At 41.6% G+C, this 21,419-nt stretch carries 20 protein-coding genes, 4 tRNA genes and 1 pseudogene; 16 read left to right on the top strand and 9 right to left on the bottom strand.

Annotation, left to right across the window (positions count from 1 at the left end; all coding sequences use genetic code 11):
- Positions 1 to 5 precede the first annotated feature (5 nt).
- From pepT to GKR74_RS14465, 11 genes and pseudogenes are all read left to right on the top strand, one after another.
- A complete protein-coding gene (gene pepT / locus GKR74_RS14515) occupies positions 6 to 1,238 on the top strand; it encodes a peptidase T (protein WP_154604112.1) in 1,233 nt (410 codons plus the stop codon).
- 229 nt (positions 1,239 to 1,467) lie between these two features.
- Entirely contained in the window at positions 1,468 to 2,154 is a 687-nt protein-coding gene (locus GKR74_RS14510) for a LuxR C-terminal-related transcriptional regulator (RefSeq protein ID WP_154604111.1), read from the top strand.
- Positions 2,121 to 3,953: an excinuclease ABC subunit UvrC gene (gene uvrC / locus GKR74_RS14505; RefSeq protein ID WP_286269401.1), complete on the top strand. Its 1,833-nt coding sequence runs from the start codon at positions 2,121 to 2,123 to the stop codon at positions 3,951 to 3,953. The genes GKR74_RS14510 and uvrC overlap by 34 nt, the downstream gene beginning before the upstream one ends.
- Positions 3,954 to 4,009: 56 nt before the next feature.
- A pseudogene (gene pgsA / locus GKR74_RS14500) lies at positions 4,010 to 4,603 on the top strand (CDP-diacylglycerol--glycerol-3-phosphate 3-phosphatidyltransferase).
- Between the two features lie 119 nt (positions 4,604 to 4,722).
- Positions 4,723 to 4,798: transfer RNA gene (locus GKR74_RS14495), tRNA-Gly, on the top strand.
- A 25-nt stretch (positions 4,799 to 4,823) separates the two neighbouring features.
- Positions 4,824 to 4,897, top strand: a tRNA-Cys gene (locus GKR74_RS14490).
- A 7-nt stretch (positions 4,898 to 4,904) separates the two neighbouring features.
- Positions 4,905 to 4,991 (top strand) — tRNA-Leu (locus GKR74_RS14485).
- A gap of 104 nt (positions 4,992 to 5,095) precedes the next feature.
- Positions 5,096 to 5,182 (top strand) — tRNA-Leu (locus GKR74_RS14480).
- Positions 5,183 to 5,423: 241 nt separating this feature from the next.
- Positions 5,424 to 5,582 carry an MbeCy gene (locus GKR74_RS14475; RefSeq protein ID WP_154604110.1) on the top strand — a complete coding sequence of 53 codons (159 nt, stop codon included), beginning with the start codon at positions 5,424 to 5,426 and terminating at the stop codon, positions 5,580 to 5,582.
- A 98-nt stretch (positions 5,583 to 5,680) separates the two neighbouring features.
- Positions 5,681 to 6,880 (top strand): enoyl-ACP reductase FabV, encoded by a 1,200-nt coding sequence (fabV, locus tag GKR74_RS14470; RefSeq protein ID WP_154604109.1) that lies wholly within the window; start codon positions 5,681 to 5,683, stop codon positions 6,878 to 6,880.
- Positions 6,881 to 7,011: 131 nt separating this feature from the next.
- Positions 7,012 to 8,214: a nicotinamide mononucleotide deamidase-related protein YfaY gene (locus GKR74_RS14465; protein WP_154604108.1), complete on the top strand. Its 1,203-nt coding sequence runs from the start codon at positions 7,012 to 7,014 to the stop codon at positions 8,212 to 8,214.
- A gap of 69 nt (positions 8,215 to 8,283) precedes the next feature.
- On the opposite strand, the gene GKR74_RS14460 is transcribed toward GKR74_RS14465, so the two are convergent.
- Positions 8,284 to 8,703: a hypothetical protein gene (locus GKR74_RS14460; protein WP_154604107.1), complete on the bottom strand. Its 420-nt coding sequence runs from the start codon at positions 8,701 to 8,703 to the stop codon at positions 8,284 to 8,286.
- Between the two features lie 300 nt (positions 8,704 to 9,003).
- On the opposite strand from GKR74_RS14460, the gene map reads away from it, so the two are divergent.
- Both map and GKR74_RS14450 read left to right on the top strand, forming a co-directional pair.
- Positions 9,004 to 9,774 (top strand): type I methionyl aminopeptidase, encoded by a 771-nt coding sequence (gene map / locus GKR74_RS14455; protein ID WP_154604106.1) that lies wholly within the window; start codon positions 9,004 to 9,006, stop codon positions 9,772 to 9,774.
- 284 nt (positions 9,775 to 10,058) lie between these two features.
- Positions 10,059 to 10,865, top strand: a complete 807-nt coding sequence (locus GKR74_RS14450) for a bestrophin-like domain (protein WP_154604105.1) — start codon at positions 10,059 to 10,061, stop codon at positions 10,863 to 10,865.
- Positions 10,866 to 10,924: 59 nt separating this feature from the next.
- On the opposite strand, the gene GKR74_RS14445 is transcribed toward GKR74_RS14450, so the two are convergent.
- Genes GKR74_RS14445 through GKR74_RS14435 form a run of 3 tightly spaced genes read right to left on the bottom strand, consistent with a single transcriptional unit; the run spans position 10,925 to position 12,947 of the window.
- Positions 10,925 to 12,181 carry a PTS ascorbate transporter subunit IIC gene (locus tag GKR74_RS14445; protein ID WP_154604104.1) on the bottom strand — a complete coding sequence of 419 codons (1,257 nt, stop codon included), beginning with the start codon at positions 12,179 to 12,181 and terminating at the stop codon, positions 10,925 to 10,927.
- Positions 12,182 to 12,192: 11 nt separating this feature from the next.
- Positions 12,193 to 12,480, bottom strand: a complete 288-nt coding sequence (locus tag GKR74_RS14440; protein WP_006659412.1) for a PTS sugar transporter subunit IIB — start codon at positions 12,478 to 12,480, stop codon at positions 12,193 to 12,195.
- A 20-nt stretch (positions 12,481 to 12,500) separates the two neighbouring features.
- Complete coding sequence (locus tag GKR74_RS14435) at positions 12,501 to 12,947, bottom strand: PTS sugar transporter subunit IIA (protein ID WP_036953691.1); 447 nt, start codon at positions 12,945 to 12,947, stop codon at positions 12,501 to 12,503.
- Between the two features lie 236 nt (positions 12,948 to 13,183).
- On the opposite strand from GKR74_RS14435, the gene GKR74_RS14430 reads away from it, so the two are divergent.
- Entirely contained in the window at positions 13,184 to 14,218 is a 1,035-nt protein-coding gene (locus GKR74_RS14430) for a LacI family DNA-binding transcriptional regulator (protein WP_154604103.1), read from the top strand.
- Between the two features lie 223 nt (positions 14,219 to 14,441).
- A complete protein-coding gene (locus GKR74_RS14425) occupies positions 14,442 to 15,335 on the top strand; it encodes an endonuclease/exonuclease/phosphatase family protein (protein WP_154604102.1) in 894 nt (297 codons plus the stop codon).
- A gap of 54 nt (positions 15,336 to 15,389) precedes the next feature.
- On the opposite strand, the gene GKR74_RS14420 is transcribed toward GKR74_RS14425, so the two are convergent.
- The 3 genes from GKR74_RS14420 to GKR74_RS14410 all read right to left on the bottom strand — a co-directional run bounded on the left by GKR74_RS14420 (position 15,390) and on the right by GKR74_RS14410 (position 18,586).
- On the bottom strand, positions 15,390 to 15,677 hold the full coding sequence (locus GKR74_RS14420; RefSeq protein WP_154604101.1) for a hypothetical protein: 288 nt from the start codon (positions 15,675 to 15,677) through the stop codon (positions 15,390 to 15,392).
- Positions 15,678 to 16,198: 521 nt separating this feature from the next.
- Entirely contained in the window at positions 16,199 to 17,821 is a 1,623-nt protein-coding gene (locus GKR74_RS14415) for an FGGY-family carbohydrate kinase (protein ID WP_154604100.1), read from the bottom strand.
- A 36-nt stretch (positions 17,822 to 17,857) separates the two neighbouring features.
- Positions 17,858 to 18,586, bottom strand: coding sequence for an SDR family oxidoreductase (locus tag GKR74_RS14410; RefSeq protein ID WP_154604099.1), 729 nt, complete (start codon positions 18,584 to 18,586; stop codon positions 17,858 to 17,860).
- 238 nt (positions 18,587 to 18,824) lie between these two features.
- Between GKR74_RS14410 and GKR74_RS14405 the strand changes: the two genes are divergently transcribed.
- Positions 18,825 to 19,883, top strand: a complete 1,059-nt coding sequence (locus GKR74_RS14405) for a LacI family DNA-binding transcriptional regulator (protein WP_336431336.1) — start codon at positions 18,825 to 18,827, stop codon at positions 19,881 to 19,883.
- Between the two features lie 57 nt (positions 19,884 to 19,940).
- On the opposite strand, the gene fetB is transcribed toward GKR74_RS14405, so the two are convergent.
- Both fetB and fetA read right to left on the bottom strand, forming a co-directional pair.
- A complete protein-coding gene (gene fetB / locus GKR74_RS14400; protein ID WP_336431335.1) occupies positions 19,941 to 20,726 on the bottom strand; it encodes an iron efflux ABC transporter permease subunit FetB in 786 nt (261 codons plus the stop codon).
- A gap of 9 nt (positions 20,727 to 20,735) precedes the next feature.
- A complete protein-coding gene (fetA, locus tag GKR74_RS14395) occupies positions 20,736 to 21,389 on the bottom strand; it encodes an iron efflux ABC transporter ATP-binding subunit FetA (protein ID WP_154604097.1) in 654 nt (217 codons plus the stop codon).
- Between the last annotated feature and the right edge of the window lie 30 nt (positions 21,390 to 21,419).

Below are 21,419 nucleotides of genomic sequence, written 5' to 3'. Positions count from 1 at the left end.
GAGAAATGAAAGAATTAGGTAAGAAGTTAGAAGAACGTTTTTATCGCTATGTGGCAATTGAAAGCCAGAGTGATGCAGCGAGCTCTGTTGTACCAAGCACAGAAGGTCAGCGCGAACTGGCAAATCTTCTGGCAAAAGAGTTAGAAAGCTACGGCTTGAAAGATGTGTATGTTGATGAACATGCCATTTTATATGGAATGCGTCCAGGTAATAAACCGAATGCCCCTAAAATCGGGTTTGTGGCTCACTTAGATACTGTCGATGTAGGTTTATCTCCGGTGATCAAGCCGCAAACATTAAAGTATGAAGGTGCTGATTTATGCCTGAATGCGCAGGAAGATATTTGGTTTAAAACCGCTGAACACCCAGAAGCTACAGCGTATGTGGGTGATGAAATTATTTTCAGTGACGGAACCAGTGTTCTGGGTGCGGATGATAAAGCGGCCATTACGGTTGTCATGGAGCTGATGGATAAGCTGCAAAATGCAGACTTTGACTGTGGCGATATCTATGTGGCGTTTGTGCCAGATGAAGAAATTGGCCTTCGTGGCTCTAAAATCATGGATCTTTCTCGCTTCAAAGTGGATTTTGCTTACACCATCGATTGCTGTGCGCTCGGTGAAGTGGTTTTTGAAACCTTTAATGCGGCTTCTATTGAAGTGGAAATTAAGGGGATCACTGCTCACCCAATGTCAGCGAAAAACGTATTGTTAAACCCAATTCGTGTGGCACATGATTTTATTGGTTGTTTCGATCGTTTTGATACGCCGGAACACACTGAACACCGTGAAGGCTATTTCTATATTACAGATCTAGCCGCAAACCCGAACGAAGCGAAAATCAAAATGGCGATCCGTGATTTTGACCGCCCAAGTTTTGAAGCCCGTAAGCGTTTCATTGCTGAAAGTATTGAACTGATTCGCACTCGTCATCCACGCGCGAAGATTGAGTTCAAAATTGATGATGTGTATAGCAATATCAGCGATTCAATCGGTGAAGATCGTACTGCGGTAGATATTATTCTCGAAGCGTTAAAAATTCATAATATCGAGCCAAATATCATTCCAATGCGTGGAGGCACTGACGGCTCAGCGCTGTCTGCTCGGGGAATTGTGACACCAAACTATTTTACGGGTGCGCATAACTTCCATTCTCGTTTTGAGTTTTTACCAATAACTTCATTCGAGAAGAGTTATTTAGTGTCTGAAACGATTTGCCGCCTTGTCGGGCAAAAGTAGTTTATATTTGATTTAGCTTTAGCTCGTTTAAAGTAAGAGCATTAAAACAGATAGCTGCTAATTATTTAGCAGCTATTTTTTTGAGATTGACTTATTCAAGTTTTAAATGTTATTTAATGAACTATCATTGGAATAATAGTTTTAAATCTTGATTTAAAAAGAAGATATGACTTATTGATTTTTTCATTTATTATCCTCTCATTATGGCTGCAAGTAATAGGAGAGGTATTTGATTAATATAATAATTATTGATGATAGTAATATTTCGATTCGAGGTATTGAAGCGATACTCACTCGAAATACTCGCTATAAAGTTGTCGCAACGTTTCCTTCTTTAGACCCCGTGATCACGTGGAACCGACAAAATAAAGCAAATGTTATTTTGATTAATCGGGAACATTGCCATTTTGATTCATTAAAAACTTTCATGACAATCCGTCGTACTCAACCTGATGTTGGGCTCATTATCTTCAATATTCGTCATAATGATATGTTTGTTGTGAAAGCATTGGATATTGGCATTTTTGGCATATTGAGCGCCAGTATTGCAGAAGAAGAGCTTATTGAGGCTCTGCAAATAGTGAATGCGCGTCAACGAATTATCTCTCCTGACATTGCTCAACAGCTGGCTTTACAAAGATTAAATCAACGTGAACAGTTAGATATATATGAATTGCTTTCCGCAAGAGAGCTTGAAATTATGCTCATGATCACAAGAGGGCTTCCGGTTAAGCATATTGCGGAGTCATTATCTTTAAGCCCAAAAACGGTAAATACCTATCGATATCGAATGTTTGGTAAACTTAATATCTGTAGTGATGTAGAATTAACACATATAGCAATCGGTTATGGTTTAATCACCGCAAAACAGGGTTCATCAGGGTGGAACAACAGTTTGATCCAAAAGTTTTCTTAAAAACAGTCACAAACCAACCCGGCGTTTATCGTATGTATGACGCTGGGGGAACCGTGATTTATGTCGGGAAAGCGAAAGATCTGAAAAAAAGGTTATCGAGCTATTTCCGTGAGAATGTCGGTAGCCGCAAAACAGAGCAACTCGTCAAGCATATCGCCTCTATTGATGTGACGGTAACCCATACCGAAACTGAGGCGCTACTGCTAGAACATAATTATATAAAGTTGTATCAGCCTCGTTATAACGTCTTGCTACGAGATGATAAATCTTATCCCTATATTTTTCTGAGTAGCGAAACACACCCCAGAATTTCTAGTCACCGTGGCGCGAAACACGGGAAAGGGGAGTATTTCGGTCCGTTCCCAAGTTCTTATGCGGTGCGTGAAACGTTGGCAGTGATGCAAAAACTGTTTCCCATCCGCCAGTGCGAAGATAGCGTTTACAGAAACCGTTCAAGACCTTGTTTACAGTACCAAATTGGTCGCTGTTTAGGACCGTGCGTGAAAGGCCTAGTGACGGATGAAGAGTATGACCAGCAAGTCAACTATGTGCGTCTGTTCTTAACGGGTAAGGATAAGCAAGTTTTGACTGGGTTGGTCGAACGCATGGAAAAAGCGAGCCAAGAGCTGCGCTTTGAAGATGCCGCGCGTTTTCGTGACCAAATTCAAGCCGTGCGTGCGGTCACAGAAGAGCAATATGTGTCAGGCGGTGATGATGACCTCGACGTTATCGGAGTCGCATTCGATTCTGGTTTGGCTTGTGTTCATGTTCTATTTATTCGCCAAGGAAAGGTTCTGGGCAGTCGAAGCTATTACCCAAAAATTCCAGCGGGGACTTTATTAGAAGAAGTGGTTCAAACCTTCTTAGGGCAGTTCTATTTACAAGGTAGTGAAAACCGCACATTGCCAGGGGAAATATTAATTGATTTCCCATTGACGGAAAAAGAGTTGCTGGCGGAATCGTTGTCTGGGATTGCGGGCCGTAAAATTAATATTCAAAGCCAGCCACGAGGCACCCGTGCCCGCTATTTAAAACTAGCTCGAACCAACGCTTCTATTGCGCTATCTACCAAATTGGCGCAGCAGTCGACGATCCAACAACGCATGGCTGCGCTGTCAAAAGTCGTGAATATAGATAATATTTCGCGCATGGAGTGTTTCGATATTTCCCACACGATGGGCGAGCAAACCGTGGCCTCCTGTGTGGTGTTTGATAAAACAGGTCCTGTGAAGTCAGAGTATCGCCGATACAATATTACGGGGATCACGCCTGGGGATGACTATGCTGCAATGCACCAAGTGCTAACTCGTCGTTATGGTAAACATCTGGATGAGAGCAAAGTTCCCGATATTATCTTTATTGATGGTGGTAAAGGGCAGCTGGGTCAAGCGCGGGATGTATTTAATTCCCTTGAGGTGGATTGGGATAAAAACCATCCTTTATTAATTGGGGTTGCTAAAGGTAGTGACCGTAAAGCAGGGTTGGAAACGCTGTTTTTAAAACCCGAAGGTGAAGGTTTTGCGCTTCCCCCTGATTCGCCGGCATTGCATGTCATCCAGCATATTCGTGATGAGTCACATAACCATGCGATTACGGGGCATCGCCAGCGCCGTGCGAAAGTGAAAAATACCAGTGCGCTTGAATCTATCGAAGGGGTGGGGCCAAAACGCCGCCAAATGTTATTGAAGTATATGGGGGGGTTACAACCTTTGCGTAATGCGAGCATAGAAGAGATCGCAAAAGTGCCCTCGATCTCATACGCGCTGGCAGAAAAGATTTATAATGCATTGAAACAGTAGGTATCTTAGGGCAACATACTAAGGTATCCGTCTTGGACAAAGAGTTAGTGAGCGCGATGAAATTAAATATACCAACGTGGTTGACCTTATTCCGTGTCATCCTGATACCGTTTTTCGTATTAGCATTTTATCTTCCTGTCAGTTGGGGACCTTTCGCTTGTGCGCTGATCTTCGTGATTGCCGCTGTAACGGATTGGTTCGACGGATTTTTAGCGCGTCTATGGAAGCAAACGACCAAGTTTGGTGCTTTCCTCGATCCTGTTGCCGACAAGGTTATGGTTGCAACCGCTTTAGTCTTAGTGACTGAAAGTTACGATGTTTGGTATGTCACTTTACCTGCAGCAACCATGATTGCTCGTGAAATCATTATCTCTTCACTCAGAGAGTGGATGGCAGAAATTGGTAAACGTAGCAGTGTGGCTGTTTCTTGGATCGGTAAATTCAAAACTACCGCGCAAATGATGTCGCTGGTGGGCTTATTATGGCGTCCAAATCCGCTGATCGAACATCTGTCTATTGCTCTTTTATATGTGGCTGCAATTCTGACTTTCTGGTCAATGTTCCAATATTTAAAGGCTGCGTGGGGCGATTTGAGCGAAGCGTGATCGAAATGATTGAAAAAACAGCGAACGATCCAATTATTTCAATAATTGTATTGACTCGATAGGTGAAATCAGTAGAATGCAACGCATCGAACGGCAACGTGGTTTACGAAAATAAATAAGTAAATCAGCCAGTTTGAGAGCAGAAACTGAAAAGTGAAGCTTAAGCGGGAATAGCTCAGTTGGTAGAGCACGACCTTGCCAAGGTCGGGGTCGCGAGTTCGAGTCTCGTTTCCCGCTCCAAATCTTGAAAAAGACTAGGGTGTAAGGCGCGTTAGCAAAGCGGTTATGCACCGGATTGCAAATCCGTGTAGCTCGGTTCGACTCCGGGACGCGCCTCCAAATTCTAGCCCAGGTGGTGAAATCGGTAGACACAAGGGATTTAAAATCCCTCGGCTGTAAGGCTGTGCGGGTTCAAGTCCCGCCCTGGGCACCATATTCAGTAAATGGACCAATAGGTCCATTTTACTTTAAAGATTTAAACTAGTTAGTTAGTAAAGTTAACAACTAGATATGCAGTAAAGCAGTATTAAAAATTTGGCCCAGGTGGTGAAATCGGTAGACACAAGGGATTTAAAATCCCTCGGCTGTAAGGCTGTGCGGGTTCAAGTCCCGCCCTGGGCACCATATAAAACTTCACTGAGTTTAATCAGGAAGTTAGAAAAAGAAGAAGCCACCCAATGGGTGGCTTTTTTGCGTTTGAATATAAAAATAATTATCGTTTTTCAATGGGTTCTGCGAATCCTGTTTTTTGTCATTTTTCTCCCATTTTTATCAAGATCCCGAAAGACTAAGTAAAAATAAGTAAGTCAGACCCATCCCACCTTGAACTGTGCCAATATCAGCGTTTTAGAAAAAGGAGAGGGTGATGTCTAATATGAAAACTGAAATTGTGGTTGTCCGCTTAACGAAGCATGAGCGTGCGATGTTAGATGCGATAAAAACCACACCATTACTTGCTGATTGGTTGAAAGCGCTCGCTTTTTCTCAAGTAGAACAGCACGAAAAGAGTCAAAATCCTAAATAAACTGGTCTGTTCACTATGTTTCTTGCCTATACATCTTAAGTATAAGGTGAATATCAGGTATATTAGTGTTCGATTGTAAGCTACCAAGAAAAATTACTATGATTATCAAACCTAAAATTCGTGGTTTTATCTGCACTACAGCTCACCCAGCAGGCTGCGAAGCCCATGTTCGTGAGCAAATTGCCTATGTGAAATCTCGTGGTGAACTGAAAAATGGACCGAAAAAGGTTCTGGTAATTGGTGCATCCACTGGTTATGGTCTGGCTTCTCGCATCAATGCGGCTTTTGGCAGCGGTGCAGCGACCATCGGTGTTTTCTTTGAAAAGCCGGGCAGTGAGAGCAAAACAGGTTCCGCAGGCTGGTACAACGCAGCTGGTTTTGACAAGGCAGCAAAAGAAGCGGGTCTGTATGCGAAAAGCATCAACGGTGATGCATTCTCTAATGAATGCCGTCAAACCGTAATCGACTTGATTAAACAAGATTTAGGTCAAATCGATTTAGTGGTTTATTCACTGGCTTCCCCAGTGCGTAAAATGCCTGAAACGGGTGAAGTTGTACGTTCAGCATTAAAACCAATTGGCGAACCGTACAAATCTGTTGCGCTGGATACTAATAAAGACGTGCTGATCGAAGCCGTTGTTGAACCGGCCAACGAGCAAGAAATCGAAGACACCGTGAAAGTGATGGGCGGTCAAGATTGGGAATTGTGGATGAACGCATTAGCGGATGCGGGCGTTCTGGCTGACAATGCACAATCTGTTGCTTATTCCTATATTGGTACTGATTTAACTTGGCCAATCTACTGGCACGGTACATTAGGCAAAGCGAAAGAGGATTTAGATCGCGCAGCCCATGCTATCAACGAAAAAATGGCACAGAAAGGCGGTTCTGCACACGTTGCTGTACTGAAATCTGTGGTCACTCAAGCGTCTTCAGCAATTCCTGTCATGCCTCTTTACATCTCAATCGTGTTCAAAATCATGAAAGAGCAAGGCATTCATGAAGGTTGCATCGAGCAAATTCAACGTCTGTTCGCAACGAAATTATTCAGCGGTGAAACACCAGAAACTGACGAGAAAAACCGTCTGCGTCTGGATGACTGGGAACTGCGTGATGATGTGCAAGAAACTTGTCGTCAAATCTGGAAACAGCTTAACGACGACAACATCAATGCACTGACTGACTATCAAGGCTACAAAGCAGAATTCTTACGTTTATTCGGCTTTGGCTTAGATGGCGTTGATTACGAAGCAGACTTAAGCGGCGAAGTTAATTTTGAAGTGAAAGAATTAGTTTAATAGATAACTATCTATTTCGCTGAAAACCCCGAGCGCTGGTAAAACGGTTCTCGGGGTTTTATTTTTTGAGCTCTAGGATAATAATGATCAATTAGGCTTTTCATGGTGAGCCTCAAAAAGGGAGCGCAGGGATGTTGATTGTAGAAATGTTAAGTACCGGTGATGAAGTGCTGCATGGCCAAATTGTTGATACCAATGCGGCTTGGCTAGCGGATTGTTTATTCCAGCAAGGAATACCGCTGCATAGCCGTACAACAGTTGGTGACTCTCTTGATAGCTTAGTGGAAACATTTATCGAACGTAGCCATCATGCAGATGTGGTTATTGTTAATGGTGGGTTAGGCCCAACGAGTGATGATCTCAGTGCCTTAGCGGCTGCAACCGCTGCAGGCGTACCACTTGTTGAGCATCCTGAGTGGATTGCGGTAATGGAAAGCTATTTTACTGCTCGAAGACGTGAAATGCCGGCTACCAATCGTAAGCAGGCCATGTTACCCGCCAATGCTGAACTTATTGATAATCCTGTGGGAACAGCTTGTGGTTTTGCGCTGTATCTTAATGATTGCTGGTTCTTTTTTACACCGGGTGTCCCTTCTGAATTTAAAGTCATGGTTAATGAACAGATCATTCCTCGTTTACGTCAAAAGCTTACGTTGCCAGAGCCACCAATTTGTTTGCGTCTAACCAGTTTTGGTCGCAGTGAAAGTAGTCTTGCAAGGCAGTTTGACCCACTTGAATTACCAAAAGAGTGCGTGTTGGGTTACCGCTCTTCAATGCCAATCATTGAATTAAAATTGACAGGGCCTGCAAATCAACGCGATGCGATGGAGCAAGTTTGGCGAGTCGTGAAAGCGGGTGTCGGTGATAATAAAGTATTCGAAGGAACCGAAGGTATTGGTGCGTTAGTGCAGGAAGCGCTTGAACAACAACAGCTTTCGGTTGTGACTCATGAACAGTTCAGCGCGGGTTTACTCTATTGGACATTGAATGCAGCAAAAGTACCTGTCACTCAAGGGAATATTGAAAAATCGGCAGCGCATTCAGATTTGGCCACATTAGTCCAAACTGCAAAAAATAGTCGGTCGCTAAATCAGTGTGAGATTGGTTTAGTGGTTGGTGATTATCATGAAGGCGTGTTATCTCTAGCGCTATCAACACCAACTGGCAGTTATGCTCAGAGCGTAAATTATTTACCTCGTAATCACTCAGAACTCGAAAAACAGCAGGTTAGCGTGATGTTAATGTTGGATATGCTATCCCGCTGGCTAGAGGGGCGGCCAATCATTGGGGACTATGAGTGGTTAGAGCAAATTCAAGTGATGGAAGTTAGCTAAAGTAATTAGCGTGCCGTTAGGATTATTTGCAAAGCCACCCTCAATGAAAATGGGGGTGGTTAGTATCTGTTATTCAGTGGGTGAGATAGTTTCAATCATAAAATTAAGCCCAGAAATTCCTTTTTCACAGGCTTTATCTTGAAAAATGGAAGGGGCCTTTTCAATTTTACGTTTTAATGCGGCAATTTGATTGGCATAAATATCTGCGCCTACAATGTCTGGGTTATCTTTTAAATATTCGATAAACACGTCCACATTCTGATAAAAATAGTCACAAGGTTTATCTGTGACATCAATCTTAGACAGTTCTTTTAAAGAGTCAGGTAAAATATTATCTTTGGCCAACTCAATATATTCACCGTCTTTCACTTGTTGAATTGCGTTATCCACCTTCGCTTTTAAATTAAATAGCATCACGGCGACAGAGATCAGTGCAATGAGTAAAACAGCATTGACGGCTAAACTAATACTCAGTAAATATTTTTTCATTGGTTTCCTCAAATTAGTCTCAATAACTGATTCATAACGCAAGAAATTTAAATTTTCTACTTAATAATCTAGCAGCAATGATTCTAGCTGTAACTAAGACAATCCTTGAAGCTTAACAAATCATCACTTATTTATTTTATGCCGTTTTGTGCCTTTCAATAATGGAGCGCTTTAATGGGATGAATTGATACGCTATGATCATACCAATTTATATGCATAGCTAATTTATGTTAAGTCAGATTTTTAGCACGTTATTTAACGAAATGCTGAATACGTGAACGGCAGTTAAAAGGAAACTCAATGGACAATATCACGATTAAAAATGTTGAAGAGATAGAATTAATGCGAGAATCTGGTCGATTACTTGCCAGCGTTTTTAAAATGTTGGATGAGTTTATCGTTCCCGGAATATCCACGATGGAAATTAACGACAAAGTCGAAAGCTATATTGTGAATGAACTTCAAGCACGTCCTGCCAGTAAAGGCCAATATGGTTATCAATATGTTCTAAATACATCAATTAATGAAGTTGTTTGCCATGGTGTACCAAAAATCGATGAAATTTTAAAGCCAAAAGACATTATCAACGTGGATATTACCCTTGAGAAAAATGGCTTTATTGCTGATTCAAGTAAAATGTATGTGATGCCAGAGGCTTCCCCACTAGCCCGAAAATTAGTGAAAGACACCTATAATGCCATGTGGGAAGGGATCAAGCAGGTAAAACCAGGAGCGACGTTAGGTGACATTGGTTCTGCTATCCAACATCATGCGGAATCAAACGGTTATAGCGTCGTTCGCGAATATTGCGGGCACGGCATTGGTCGGAAAATGCATGAAGATCCGCAAGTATTACATTATGGAACCCGTGGACGCGGTGTAGTTCTAAAGGAAGGGATGACATTCACCATTGAGCCGATGATCAACCAAGGTGGCATGAAAATAAAAACCAAAAAGGATGGTTGGACGGTCGTGACGCGAGATAAAAAGCTTTCTGCGCAGTCGGAACACACCATTTTGGTCACTAAAGATGGTTATGAAGTACTGACCCTGCGTGACGAAGAACGCTAATCCGACTTAGCTATAATTCGATTTAGTTCTAATGCTGTCTACTTTTGATACTGAAATCGCCATATTCACCATAGATTGAATATGGCGATATTTTTTATTAAGTTAAATTTTATACTTAAATTCTGAAACTATTCATTTATTGATGTCATTTCAACTTTAGTTATCGTTATTGGATAACAGCCCTGAAGCTTATTACCAAAATACCCAACAAAAAGGTAATTTCCATAGATATTCAGGATTTGATCGTGTTATATATCGGCAAATAAACTTTTCTGGTGCCACGCATGTTTAACCTCTCTGAGTTAATTAACGATACGCCCATTGATTCTATTCTGTTATTTATTGTCACCTTCGTTTTATTAATTATTTCTGCTTATATTGGAAAATATATTTTTAAACGCCGCAGTGCTCATGAAGAACTAGCGGATGATGAGGCGAAAATTATTTTAGGCGCAATTTTGTCGCTATTGGGTTTGTTGATTGGCTTTGTATTATCGATTTCTATCAATGGCTATAACAACCGCCAACAAACAGAAGAAAACGAAGCGATTGCGATTGGAAATGCCTATCAGCGAGCCCAATTACTCAGCGGTGATGAGCGGGCGGAAGCCTCATTGCTTATTCAACAATATCTTGAAGCGCGTATCGAATTTTTTAAATCGGGAGTCAGTGATGAAAATAGCCAATGGCGGATGACATCGCTGACTAAACAAGGGCAACTTTGGGAAATTGGTGTGAAGCAGGCTCAAGAATCGCCGAACCCTGTGGTCTCTTCGGTTTTATCGGCATTTGGTGATTTATATGTTTCTCAACAAAAAACCATGGCGAGCTGGCGACACCAAATACCGAATGCTGCTTGGTTCTTACTGATATTTTTCGCTGTCTGCTCGAATGTCCTGATAGGCTATAACATTCGAGGAACAAAAGGTAAAAACTGGCTCATTGTGATTTTGCCATCTTTGACGACATTGGCACTGTTTATGATTGCAGAAATTGATATCCCGGGAGAAGGGGGGATCCACGTTACGCCGGACGATTTACTTTTATTGCAGGACTTCTTATTTAAAGATGGTGCTTGGCTGGGAAAGTAAGTTAGGCAGTGCAGGAATGAAGGAAAACCCTCTGAGTATAAACTCAGAGGGTTGAAGAATTATCGAACGATAATACCTAATAAAATTCCGATAGCGCCGAAGTCGGCATCACTAAAGGTCGTATTTGCAATACCGATGTCACCGAGGACAGGCAGTAAGAATACAGGTAAGAAGGTAATCAACAGACCTTGAGCAAAGGCACCAAGAATCGCACCACGGCGTCCACCTGTTGCGTTACCGAAGACCCCAGCCGCCGCACCCACGAAGAAGTGTGGTACAACACCCGGAATAATTACCGTCATGTTCAGCGCATACAAAACAAACATGCCTAATACACCCGCTGCAAAGCTGCTTAAGAAGCCAACTAATACCGCATTCGGCGCGTAAGGGAAGACCACTGGGCAGTCTAAAGCAGGTTTTGCATTTGGCACCAGTTTGTCAGAGATCCCTTTAAATGCAGGAACGATTTCGGCGATAACCATACGCACACCTTGCAGAATGATGTAAACACCCGCTGCGAAAGTAATGGATTGCATCAACGAGAACATAAACCAGTTTTTACCGCCGCTCACTTCACGAACAAAATCACTGCCTGCAAACAAACAAGTAATGATAAAGATAATGAACATAGTGAACGAAATAGCCACTGGTGTATCACGCAGGAACAGTAAGCTTTTTGGCACATTCATATCTTCAGTAGAATGTTCTTTATTACCAAATTTGCTACCGATAAAGCCCGCTAACACATAAGAAATCGTGGAGAAGTGACCAATTGCCACATCATCAGAACCAGTGACTTTTTTCATGTACGGGTGTGCGATCGCAGGGAAGAACACCATACAGAAACCCACAATCAATGAACCAACAGCAACGAGCATGGTTCCTTCCATACCTGCGGTCGCTAAGATAACCGCAATCATCATAGACATGAATAAAGTATGGTGACCTGTCAGGAAGATAAATTTCCATGGGGTCAGGCGAGCAATCAATATATTGATTAACATCGCAAAGAACATGATCATGGCCATTTCACGACCGAAGCTTTTTTGTGCAATAGACACAATCGCTTCGTTGTTCGGCACGACACCATTGATACCAAATGCGTGTTGGAAAATTGCGGAGAAATCACCTAAAGAACTGACAACTAACCCTGCACCGGCACCTAAAATCACAAAACCCATGATAGTTTTGATGGTGCCTTTAATGCATTCAGTGATAGGTTTCTTTTGGGCAATCAGACCGATAAGTGCAATCAGACCAACGAGCACCGCCGGTTCAGAAAGCACATCTTGCATCAGAAAACGAAAGAATTCCATGAAGCCTCCGGTTACATCGCGCCGAGTTTCTGTAAAGCCACGCTCAGACGTTCTTTCATCGCGACTTTATCAATCATATTTTCTAGAGCAACAATTTCGCCACCAACTTGTTGAGCAACTAATTGTTCTGCGATATCGGTGGTGCCGACAAAAATATCACTCACAGTGCCTTTTGCAGAGCCTAAGTCAACGTGGTCAACATCAGCCGCAACTTGCAGATCTTTTAAAATTGTCTTGATGCTCATTTCCATCATCAGACTTGTACCTAAACCATTTCCACAAACAACAGTGATTTTCATAATATTTACCTATGACTCAATTATTCATATTTAGCGATGATGTTAAGGATGTCATCTACGTTTTCTGATTGCATGATGCTATCAATATCTTCTTGGTTATCAAAAAGTTCAGCTAGTTTTGCAATCGCGCCGATGTGGCTGTTGCTGTCTGTTGCTGCAAGAACAATCAATAACTTAATTGGATCGTTACCCTCTGAACCAAACTCAACCCCTTGTTTAATGACTGTTAAACCGAGAGATAACTGGTTAACACCGTCTTCAGGGCGGGCATGTGGCATTGCAATGCCCGGGCCTAATACATAGTAAGGGCCGATTTTTTCGTGGGATTGAATGATGGCATCAATATAACGAGGTTCGATGAATTTATTATTAATTAAGGGATTACAGGCAATTTTTATTGCATCACGCCAGTCATTGGCGCTGTCAACCACCTGAACCACATTCGGGGTTAGTAACGTAGTTAGCATTGGCTTGGCTCCTGGTAAAAAAGAAATTCTATTAGATGTTTTAGTAATGGAATGAATAGTAGTGATCTATGGTAGCGCTATCTAGCTGAATTATTCATTTTCGTGATAGCGCTATCATTTTGGCTAAATATCGTTAATAAAATCATTTTTAGTGCATTTGGCAGTTAATTAACAAATCGGAGCTGTGATAAGTTATCGTCGTTGAATAATAAGTTTAGACGAAACAAAGTAATTTCATGCAGAAAACCCGAAAAAGAAAGAATACAGGCAGAGTCACATTACAAGACGTCGCGAAATATGCGGGAGTCGGTTCAATGACGGTATCACGCGCCTTGCGGACACCGGAGTTAGTCTCGGATAAATTGAGGGAGAAAATCAATGAAGCTGTTGAGGAGCTCGGTTACATTCCCAATTCCGCTGCGGGCATTTTAGCATCAGGTCAAAGCCGAACCATTGCAGTGTTGATCCCATCATTACGAGACAATGCAAGCTCAGTTTTTCTGCAAGCTTTACAAGAAGTCTTGAACAAAAATAATTATCAAGTTGTGATTGGTAGTCACGATTATCAGCATAAAAAAGAGTCTGAGGTGTTACTCACGCTGTTGCAAAGTAGCCCCGCCGCATTGGTGATTTTTGGTGCAATGAATTCTGAAAGTGCTTTGGGAACTCTGAATAATTTGCCAATCCCCGTCATTAATGTGACGGGGGATCCCGCTCATCGCTTTACACTGAATATAAAAAATAATTTAGGGGAAGCCGTCAGTTTCCTAACGCATTATTTACTGCAAAAAGGCCATCAGCGTATTGGTTATATTGGTGCTCAGATGGACAGCAAAATGCAGGGGCAGCAACTGAGTGGCTGGAATAATACTCTGTTAAAGCATAACTTAAGTGCTGAGCAAAGCATTACGACGCCTTATGTGGCAACCATGGACTTTGGTCGGCAGGCGATTAGCGAAATGTTGACCCGTCAACCAGAATTAGAGGCCGTGATTTGTAGCCATGAAATGATAGCCTTAGGGGTCATGTTTGAGTGTCAGCGGCGGCTAATCAAAATTCCAAAGATGCTGGCGGTGGTGTGCGTTGAAGGGTCGGAAAATTGCGATCATATTCATCCATCGCTAACATCTGTGCGCATTGATTACAGTAAAATGGCGCGGGATACCGCGAAAAAACTCTTAAAATGGTTAGGGGATACTGAAGAAAGCTTTGCCGATATTCAGGATGAAATTGTCTTCCCTTATAAATTTGAGGCAAGGCAAAGTGGTTAGAAATCACCATATTTGTTGCACTACATTGTGTATCGGGTCACAGAATCACGTAAAGGTTAAAAGTTATTTTTAATCTCGAAATAAGAATGCCGTAGAGGTCACTGTTTATTTATCTTTCTGTGCTAATTTCCTCATTATATCTATCGTGCATGTTCGGATTTTATGCAGAGATAGATGTTTTGTTTAACTTGAATATCGTTATTACACAGGGGATAAGTACATTATGAAATCAATAAAAACACTCATATCTGCCGCAATTTTAGTTTCGTGTGGCGCGACGGCTGCAACAACTGGTTCTGAAGTTTTAATGGTGCAAAATGGCGGAACGCCGAACAAGGTGTATTCTGCAAATAAACCCACGATCAAAGTTGCTACTTATAATATTGGTAAAAATGAGCTGGCGGCAGATGTCGCTAATTTAGATGAATTGAGTAAAGCGATCGCTAAGATTGATGCGGATATTATTGTCTTAACTGAAATTGATAATAAAACTGCGCGCAGTAAGAAAGTGAACCAATTAGAGGAAATTGCCAAAGCGAACAAAATGGATTTTGCATTTGGTAAGGCACTTGATTTTGATGGTGGTGAATATGGTGTAGGAATTTTATCAAAATATAAAATTGAGAAATCCCAAGTCGTGAATTTGCCATCTGGCGGAGCAGAGCAACGGGTGGTGTTATTATCACAAATTACAAAGCCTGGCTTTGATTCCCCCATTATTATCATGGGAACTCACTTAGACTGGCAGAAAGATCCTACCATCCGCATTGGCCAAGTTCGTCATATTCTCGATGCGACGATTGGTGATACCGAAACCGGTTTTGATAATATTGCTGCCTCTATAAAAATTCTCGCTGGGGATTTCAACTCAACCGCCAAAGAGCAACCTATTCAGGAAATCAGCTATTTTTGGGATCCAGTTGAGAAAAAAGGGGTTAATTATCGCACATGGCCTGCGGTTAACCCTGCCATTGATATCGACCATATCTTTACCTATAAAGGCCAAGTATGGGATGTGAAAACCATGACAATTCCAACAGACAGTAAAGACTTTCAATGGTCAAAAGTCAGTGACCATTTGCCTGTGATTGCAGAACTTGAGTTACAAGAACAGTAAGTTATTGGGATAGTGGACAGGCCTCTATTTGAGGTCTGTTTTTACTTGAATCACTTACTTTTGCAGTAATTTTTGACGTTGAATATAGCGGACTTGCGCTATTCCTAAGTACTCTTCTATAGCGGCGTAAATACGTGAGCTTAATGCGTGAAAATCCGCTTCACTTTCTAAGGCAGCTTTAGTTAATGCAATGAATTCATGCATAAATTCTTTAATTGTTGAGAATTTATTGGCGACGTTTTCATAGTAAAATTGGTAAACATAGGACTCTTGAGAATGGCTGAGTTCGGTATTATTTTTGATGTTGTTGGTTGCCAGCAACAGTAGTTGTGTATTTGTCATGATGGGTCCTATTTTTGTTTTTTTGAATAGTACACAAGTTACTATAAATCTTTTATCAAAATTAGTCGGATAATTTTAGTTTTTGGTTTTTAAATTAACCCTAAAATTGTATTTTCTATTATATCATTATGTTAGCAATTTATTTCTTGGAAAGAATATTGAAGGGTGAAAGTCATAATTTAACCCCTGTAATTATTAATGAAATTCTATCATATTAAAAAATATGAAAATAAATATCTCATCAGATGATCTCTCTGGTAAATCTTAGCTTTCCCTTGTTTTCTGCGTGTAGGGAGCATGTTTTCGATGTTCTATATCATGTGTTAGTACGTCTATTTCATATGTATCTAATAACTATTTATATTCTTCTTTATTTTAATTATAATAATTATTATTAATTCTAAAATTCAATGTTAATTAATTATTTGTTCATTTTTTTAATGTTGTTTAATTTTTTATTAAAGATAATAAAAAGGGATAAATAAAACTTATCCCTTTGGTTGACTATTTAAATTCGCCAATTAACCTTTTAGTTCTCTCGCACATTGTTGTAAATGCTGGAAAGAAGTAAATCGAGTTTGATGATGTAATTTAAATTGCTCATTAGGTTGATACGTTAAATCAATATTTGCAAATTGAGCCATTGCTTGTGCAACATTTTCACAGACACCTCCCGCTACAGCTCCCAAAATAGCAGAGCCCAATAATACAGGTTCATCCGCTTGAGTTGAAATCACCGGAACACTACAGGTATCAGCTAGGAGTTGACGGATCAGCGGGTGCTGACCGGCGCCACCACTGATAGCGATATTTTGGATAACAGCACCTGATTGTGCCTGAGCATCAATGATTTGTCGTAATCCATAGCCAATACTGCAAACACCGGCGGTATAGAATGCAAGTAAGTTATCAAAGCTGTTATCCATCGTTAAGCCTGCAATGATGGCTTTCGCGTGGGGATCGGCGAAAGGAGCTCTATTGCCTAAAAACTCAGGAACAATATGAATACCTTTAGCTAATTCAACTGCTTGAGATGGGGTACCTGATTTTTCTAATACTTTATCCGCCAGCATAACGGGTAATGATTTGCCTTGCTCTTTTGCCATCACTTTGGCTTGTGCAGCCATCGGATGTAAAGAAAGTAGTTGGTCAATTGCCGCACCAGCAGCACTTTGCCCACCTTCGTTGAGCCACATACCCGGTACCATTGCTGAATAATAGGGGCCCCAAACACCAGGGATAAACACGGGTTCTTGGGTGGTGGTCATCGTGCAGGAAGACGTACCGAAAACATACGCCATATTTGCAGTTGCATCACCATTCACCCCAACTGTGCCAATTCCACCAGCATGAGCATCAATCATTCCTGCGGCAACGGGTGTCCCAACTAACAATCCCATTTGTTCAGCAGCTTGGGCGGTTAAGCCGCTTCCATTTGGTGTACCTGGTTCGACAATTTCCTGACCAATGCGAGCAAAGTTTTCATCCGCTAATTCAGCGAGACCAATTTGGCGAAAATAGTCAGCATCCCAGCGTTTTTCATGGGCCAAATAAGTCCATTTACAGGTTACTGTGCATGTAGAACGCGCTAAAGAACCCGTTGATTTCCACGTTAGGAAATCTGCTAAATCAAAAAATTGCCACGCATTATCATAAGCTTGGCGGCGATTCTCCTTTAGCCAAAGAATTTTTGGGGTTTCCATTTCAGGGGAAATCTTGCCGCCAACATAATTCAATACCGGGTGTTTTAGGCTATTGATGCGCTCAGCTTGTTCTGTGGCTCGGTGATCCATCCAAACAATAATATTGCGTTCAGGATCTTCACTTGGACTGACGGAAATAGGTTGCTGGTTTTTATCTAAAACAACCAGAGAGCAGGTCGCATCAAAACCAATTCCTGCGACACGTTTCGCATCAATTTTGGCATCTGCCATTGCATGTTTCACACAATAACAAACGGCATTCCAGATTTCGTTACTTGATTGCTCTGCGAAATTGGCACCATCACGATAGAGCGTAATATCGTGTTTAACAGACGCAAGCATGTTGCCACTCAGATCAAAAATACCTGCACGCGCGCTGCCTGTACCGACATCAATACCAATGACGACGTCGTCATTTTTACTTTGCGTAGGGCTGTTCATATGTCCTCCCACAATCTTTATGGTTATCGGTAAAAATTAAAGGTCAACGCTGTTTGGTAGGATCACAAGATCACGGATGGTGATATTTCTTGGACGAGTTAACATAAATAGAACCGCTTCAGCGACTTCGATAGGTTGCATTAAGCTGCCATTGGCTAATGCTTCGTCCATTTTTTCTTTTGGCCAGTCATCCAGTAATGCAGTGACAACAGGGCCTGGTAATACAGCACCAACGCGAACACCGTATTGAGACACTTGGCGGCGAGTTGAATGGACAAACGCTTGAACTGCAAATTTAGATGCGGTGTAGATAGGTTCCCAAATCACGGGCACCATCCCTGCGATTGAACTAGTAAACAGGACATCCCCTGATTTTTGCTCAATAAAGTGTGGGAGAACGGCGCGCACGCTGCGAAATGCGGCATTGATGTTGAGGTTTAATACTTTATCCCAGACATCTGGGTCACCTTCTGCGACTGGGCCACCGATATACGCGCCTGCGTTAGCGTGGAAAATATCTAAGCGACCCGCTTTGGCTAAAATGGCATCTAACATGCCATCCACTTGTTCTGGCTTCATTAAATCAACAACCAGAGGAATTGCATTGTCGCCTAGTTCGGCAACTAACTGATTTAATCGGTCTTCGGCACGGTCAATTAAAACAACTTTCGCGCCAGCTTTGAGTAGGGTACGTGCGCACTCAAGTCCAATACCAGAAGCCGCACCTGTGATGGCGGCAACTTTGTTTTCTAATGAGATAGCCATGATGTTCACTCCGGATAAGTTAGTTAATCAATAGAGAAGTCAAACTGAGTATTAGAAATTAATGTAATTTTAATAAGTTACGAGGGGATTTGGCGGAATGTATTCAGTGAGTGAGAATGCAGGCAAATCGCCATATCAACTCGATTCTAGGTTAATTTCGATGTCGCTCAATCGATGGAGCAGTATTGCGACTTTTACGCTTTGGTGTCAAGCTAGGAAAAAATGGAGGCATAAATTTGTGAGCAAGATCAGACAAAACAAGAAAACCACGATCTATGACCTTGCAGAATTGGCAGGGGTTTCAGCCAGTGCCGTTAGCGCTGTATTGAATGGAAATTGGCAAAAAAGACGTATTAGTACCCAATTAGCTGAAAAAATTATGCGAATAGCGCAGGAGCAAAACTATTCGGTGAATAAGCAAGCGAGTCTATTACGCAGTAATAAATCCAAAATTATTGGGATGTTGGTTCCTAAATACGATAACCGTTATTTTGGGTCGATTGTGGAGCATTTCGAGGAGATGGCGCGTGAACGTGGGCTATTTCCTATCGTTACCTGTACACGCCGTGATCCTCAATTAGAGTTAGAAGCCGCAAAGGCAATGCTCTCATATCAAGTGGATTGGTTGATATCAACGGGGGCAACCGATCCTGATAAAATTACACAAATCTGCCACGCATCAGGTGTACCGACACTCAATTTAGACTTACCCGGCACCTTGGCACCTTCGGTGATTTCCGATAATTATCATGGTGCAAAGCAGTTAACGCTCAATATTTTGCGCAAAAGGCAGCAACGAGCCGCATCGTCAGAATCACTGGTGTTTGTGGGAGGGCGAGAAGAGGAGCATAACACTCGAGAGCGAATTCGAGGATTTATCGATGCTCATAATTCCTTGAATATAGAGGTTCCTCAACATCATATTTTGACTTGTGGTTATGCGCCAGAAAAAGCCGAACGGGCACTCTCGACATATTCTTCGCAGCATTCATTTTTACAAAAAGAAAATCCGCAAGACCCTCAATATATTGAACTTTGTGGGCTATTCGTCAACTCGACTATCTCATTAGAAGGAGTGATGAGGTGGTTAATGAAAGAGGGGCACACAGGCGCGCATCAGCCGCCGATGGGGTGTTTTGACTGGGATCCGTTTGTCGCATTACTTGGGAATGATATTGAGATGGTTAAACAGGATGTTCCCGCTATGCTTGAACAAATTTTTACCTTGATAGAATCGGGAGAAAGCCAGCCTCAGCTTATTGAGGTGATGCCTGTCATGGTAGGTAAAACAGAATAAATAAAATCAGGCTTAAAGTAGAAATATTAAGCCTGATTATTGGTCTATTGACTATTTTTACTTAAGGTTTTTATTTAAAGAATCTAAACGCAATTGATGGCGTTGATTATAAAACTTCACGTAGGTTAAATACCCAGCCAAAATTGTGGATAAACTTGCTGTCGCTAACAGCATAAATGTCACCATAATTTGGTATTTAACTGCCTGTAAAGGATCGACTCCCGCAAAAATGAGCCCTGACATCATGCCAGGTAAACTCACGATCCCAACCGTCTTAGCAGAATCCACCGTAGGGATTAATGATGCGCGAATACTTTCGCGAATAATGGATGCTGACGCAATTTTAGGCGTGGCGCCCAAGCTAAGCATTTCTTGAATTTGCTGTTGTTGGCTATTAAAGCGCTGCCCTAAGTTATTGAAGCAAAGCCCTACGGCAATCATGGCATTCCCTGCAATCATCCCTGTAATTGGGATCACTTGCATTGGGGTAAATGCGATGGCTTCAGTGAGAATTAATACCAGCAAGGTTAAAAACGTACCTGAAGTAATCGCAATTAATGCGGTTGGAAATAGCTTATCGAGGTATTTACTGCGTTTTTTGGCATTCCACGCGGCGTTAAAACAGATAAATAGCACCAATAAAACTGTGAGTGCTTTATGGTCGACGTGAAAAATATATTTGAGGATATAGCCGGCAATTAATAGTTGAACAATGGCGCGACATGTACTCCAGATAATATCTTTTTCAAGAGAGAGCTTTTCTTTATGGCTAATAAAAATAGCCACTAAGACTAACATGATAGAAAATGCGAGCGACTCATTGGAAATAGTAGGTTGATGCACGATTAATTCCTATTTTTCGCTATGGTGTACGGGAAGGGTAATAATATCGTCAGCATGGCCAATTTCATCCTGGTCATGAGTCACCCAGAGGACGGCAATATTATTCTTGACCGCTAATTGATGAATAAGCTCATTCACTTTGATTTTATTCTGTTCATCTAAGGCGCTGGTGATTTCATCCAGTAATAAGATTTTCGGAAGAAATTGCAAATTACGGATCAATGAGACCCGCTGCTTTTCACCGCCTGAAAGCTCATTAATGCCTTTTTCTAGTATGGTATCCGGCAGTGAAAAATAGCTTAAATCATCAAGGATTTTTTGTTTATCAAATGGCTGATTGCGTATTTGATAAGGAAAAAAGAGATTGTCATACACGGTATTGCCAAAAAGTGCAGGCGTTTGAGTGCAATAGGAGACTTCTTGGCGGTATTTCTCTGGCGCAATTGCGTTGATGTTTTCGCCGGCAAAGAGAATTTCACCACAACTTGGTGGGATGAGTGAAGAGACAATTTTTAATAATGTACTTTTTCCGCAACCAGAAGGGCCCGTGACCAATTTAAATTCGCCGGGGTATAGGTCAATCTGCACATTATCTAAAATTATCTTCTGTCCAACCTGAAAACCGATATTCTTAAGTTGTAATAAGGGCTGTTTTGTTTCCATATTTGACCTAATCCATCTAATTCTATTATC

Source organism: Providencia sp. wls1914 (assembly GCF_009706645.1).
In the GTDB taxonomy this organism is placed as follows: domain Bacteria; phylum Pseudomonadota; class Gammaproteobacteria; order Enterobacterales; family Enterobacteriaceae; genus Providencia; species Providencia zhijiangensis.
This window is presented reverse-complemented; position numbering and strand designations above follow the sequence as displayed.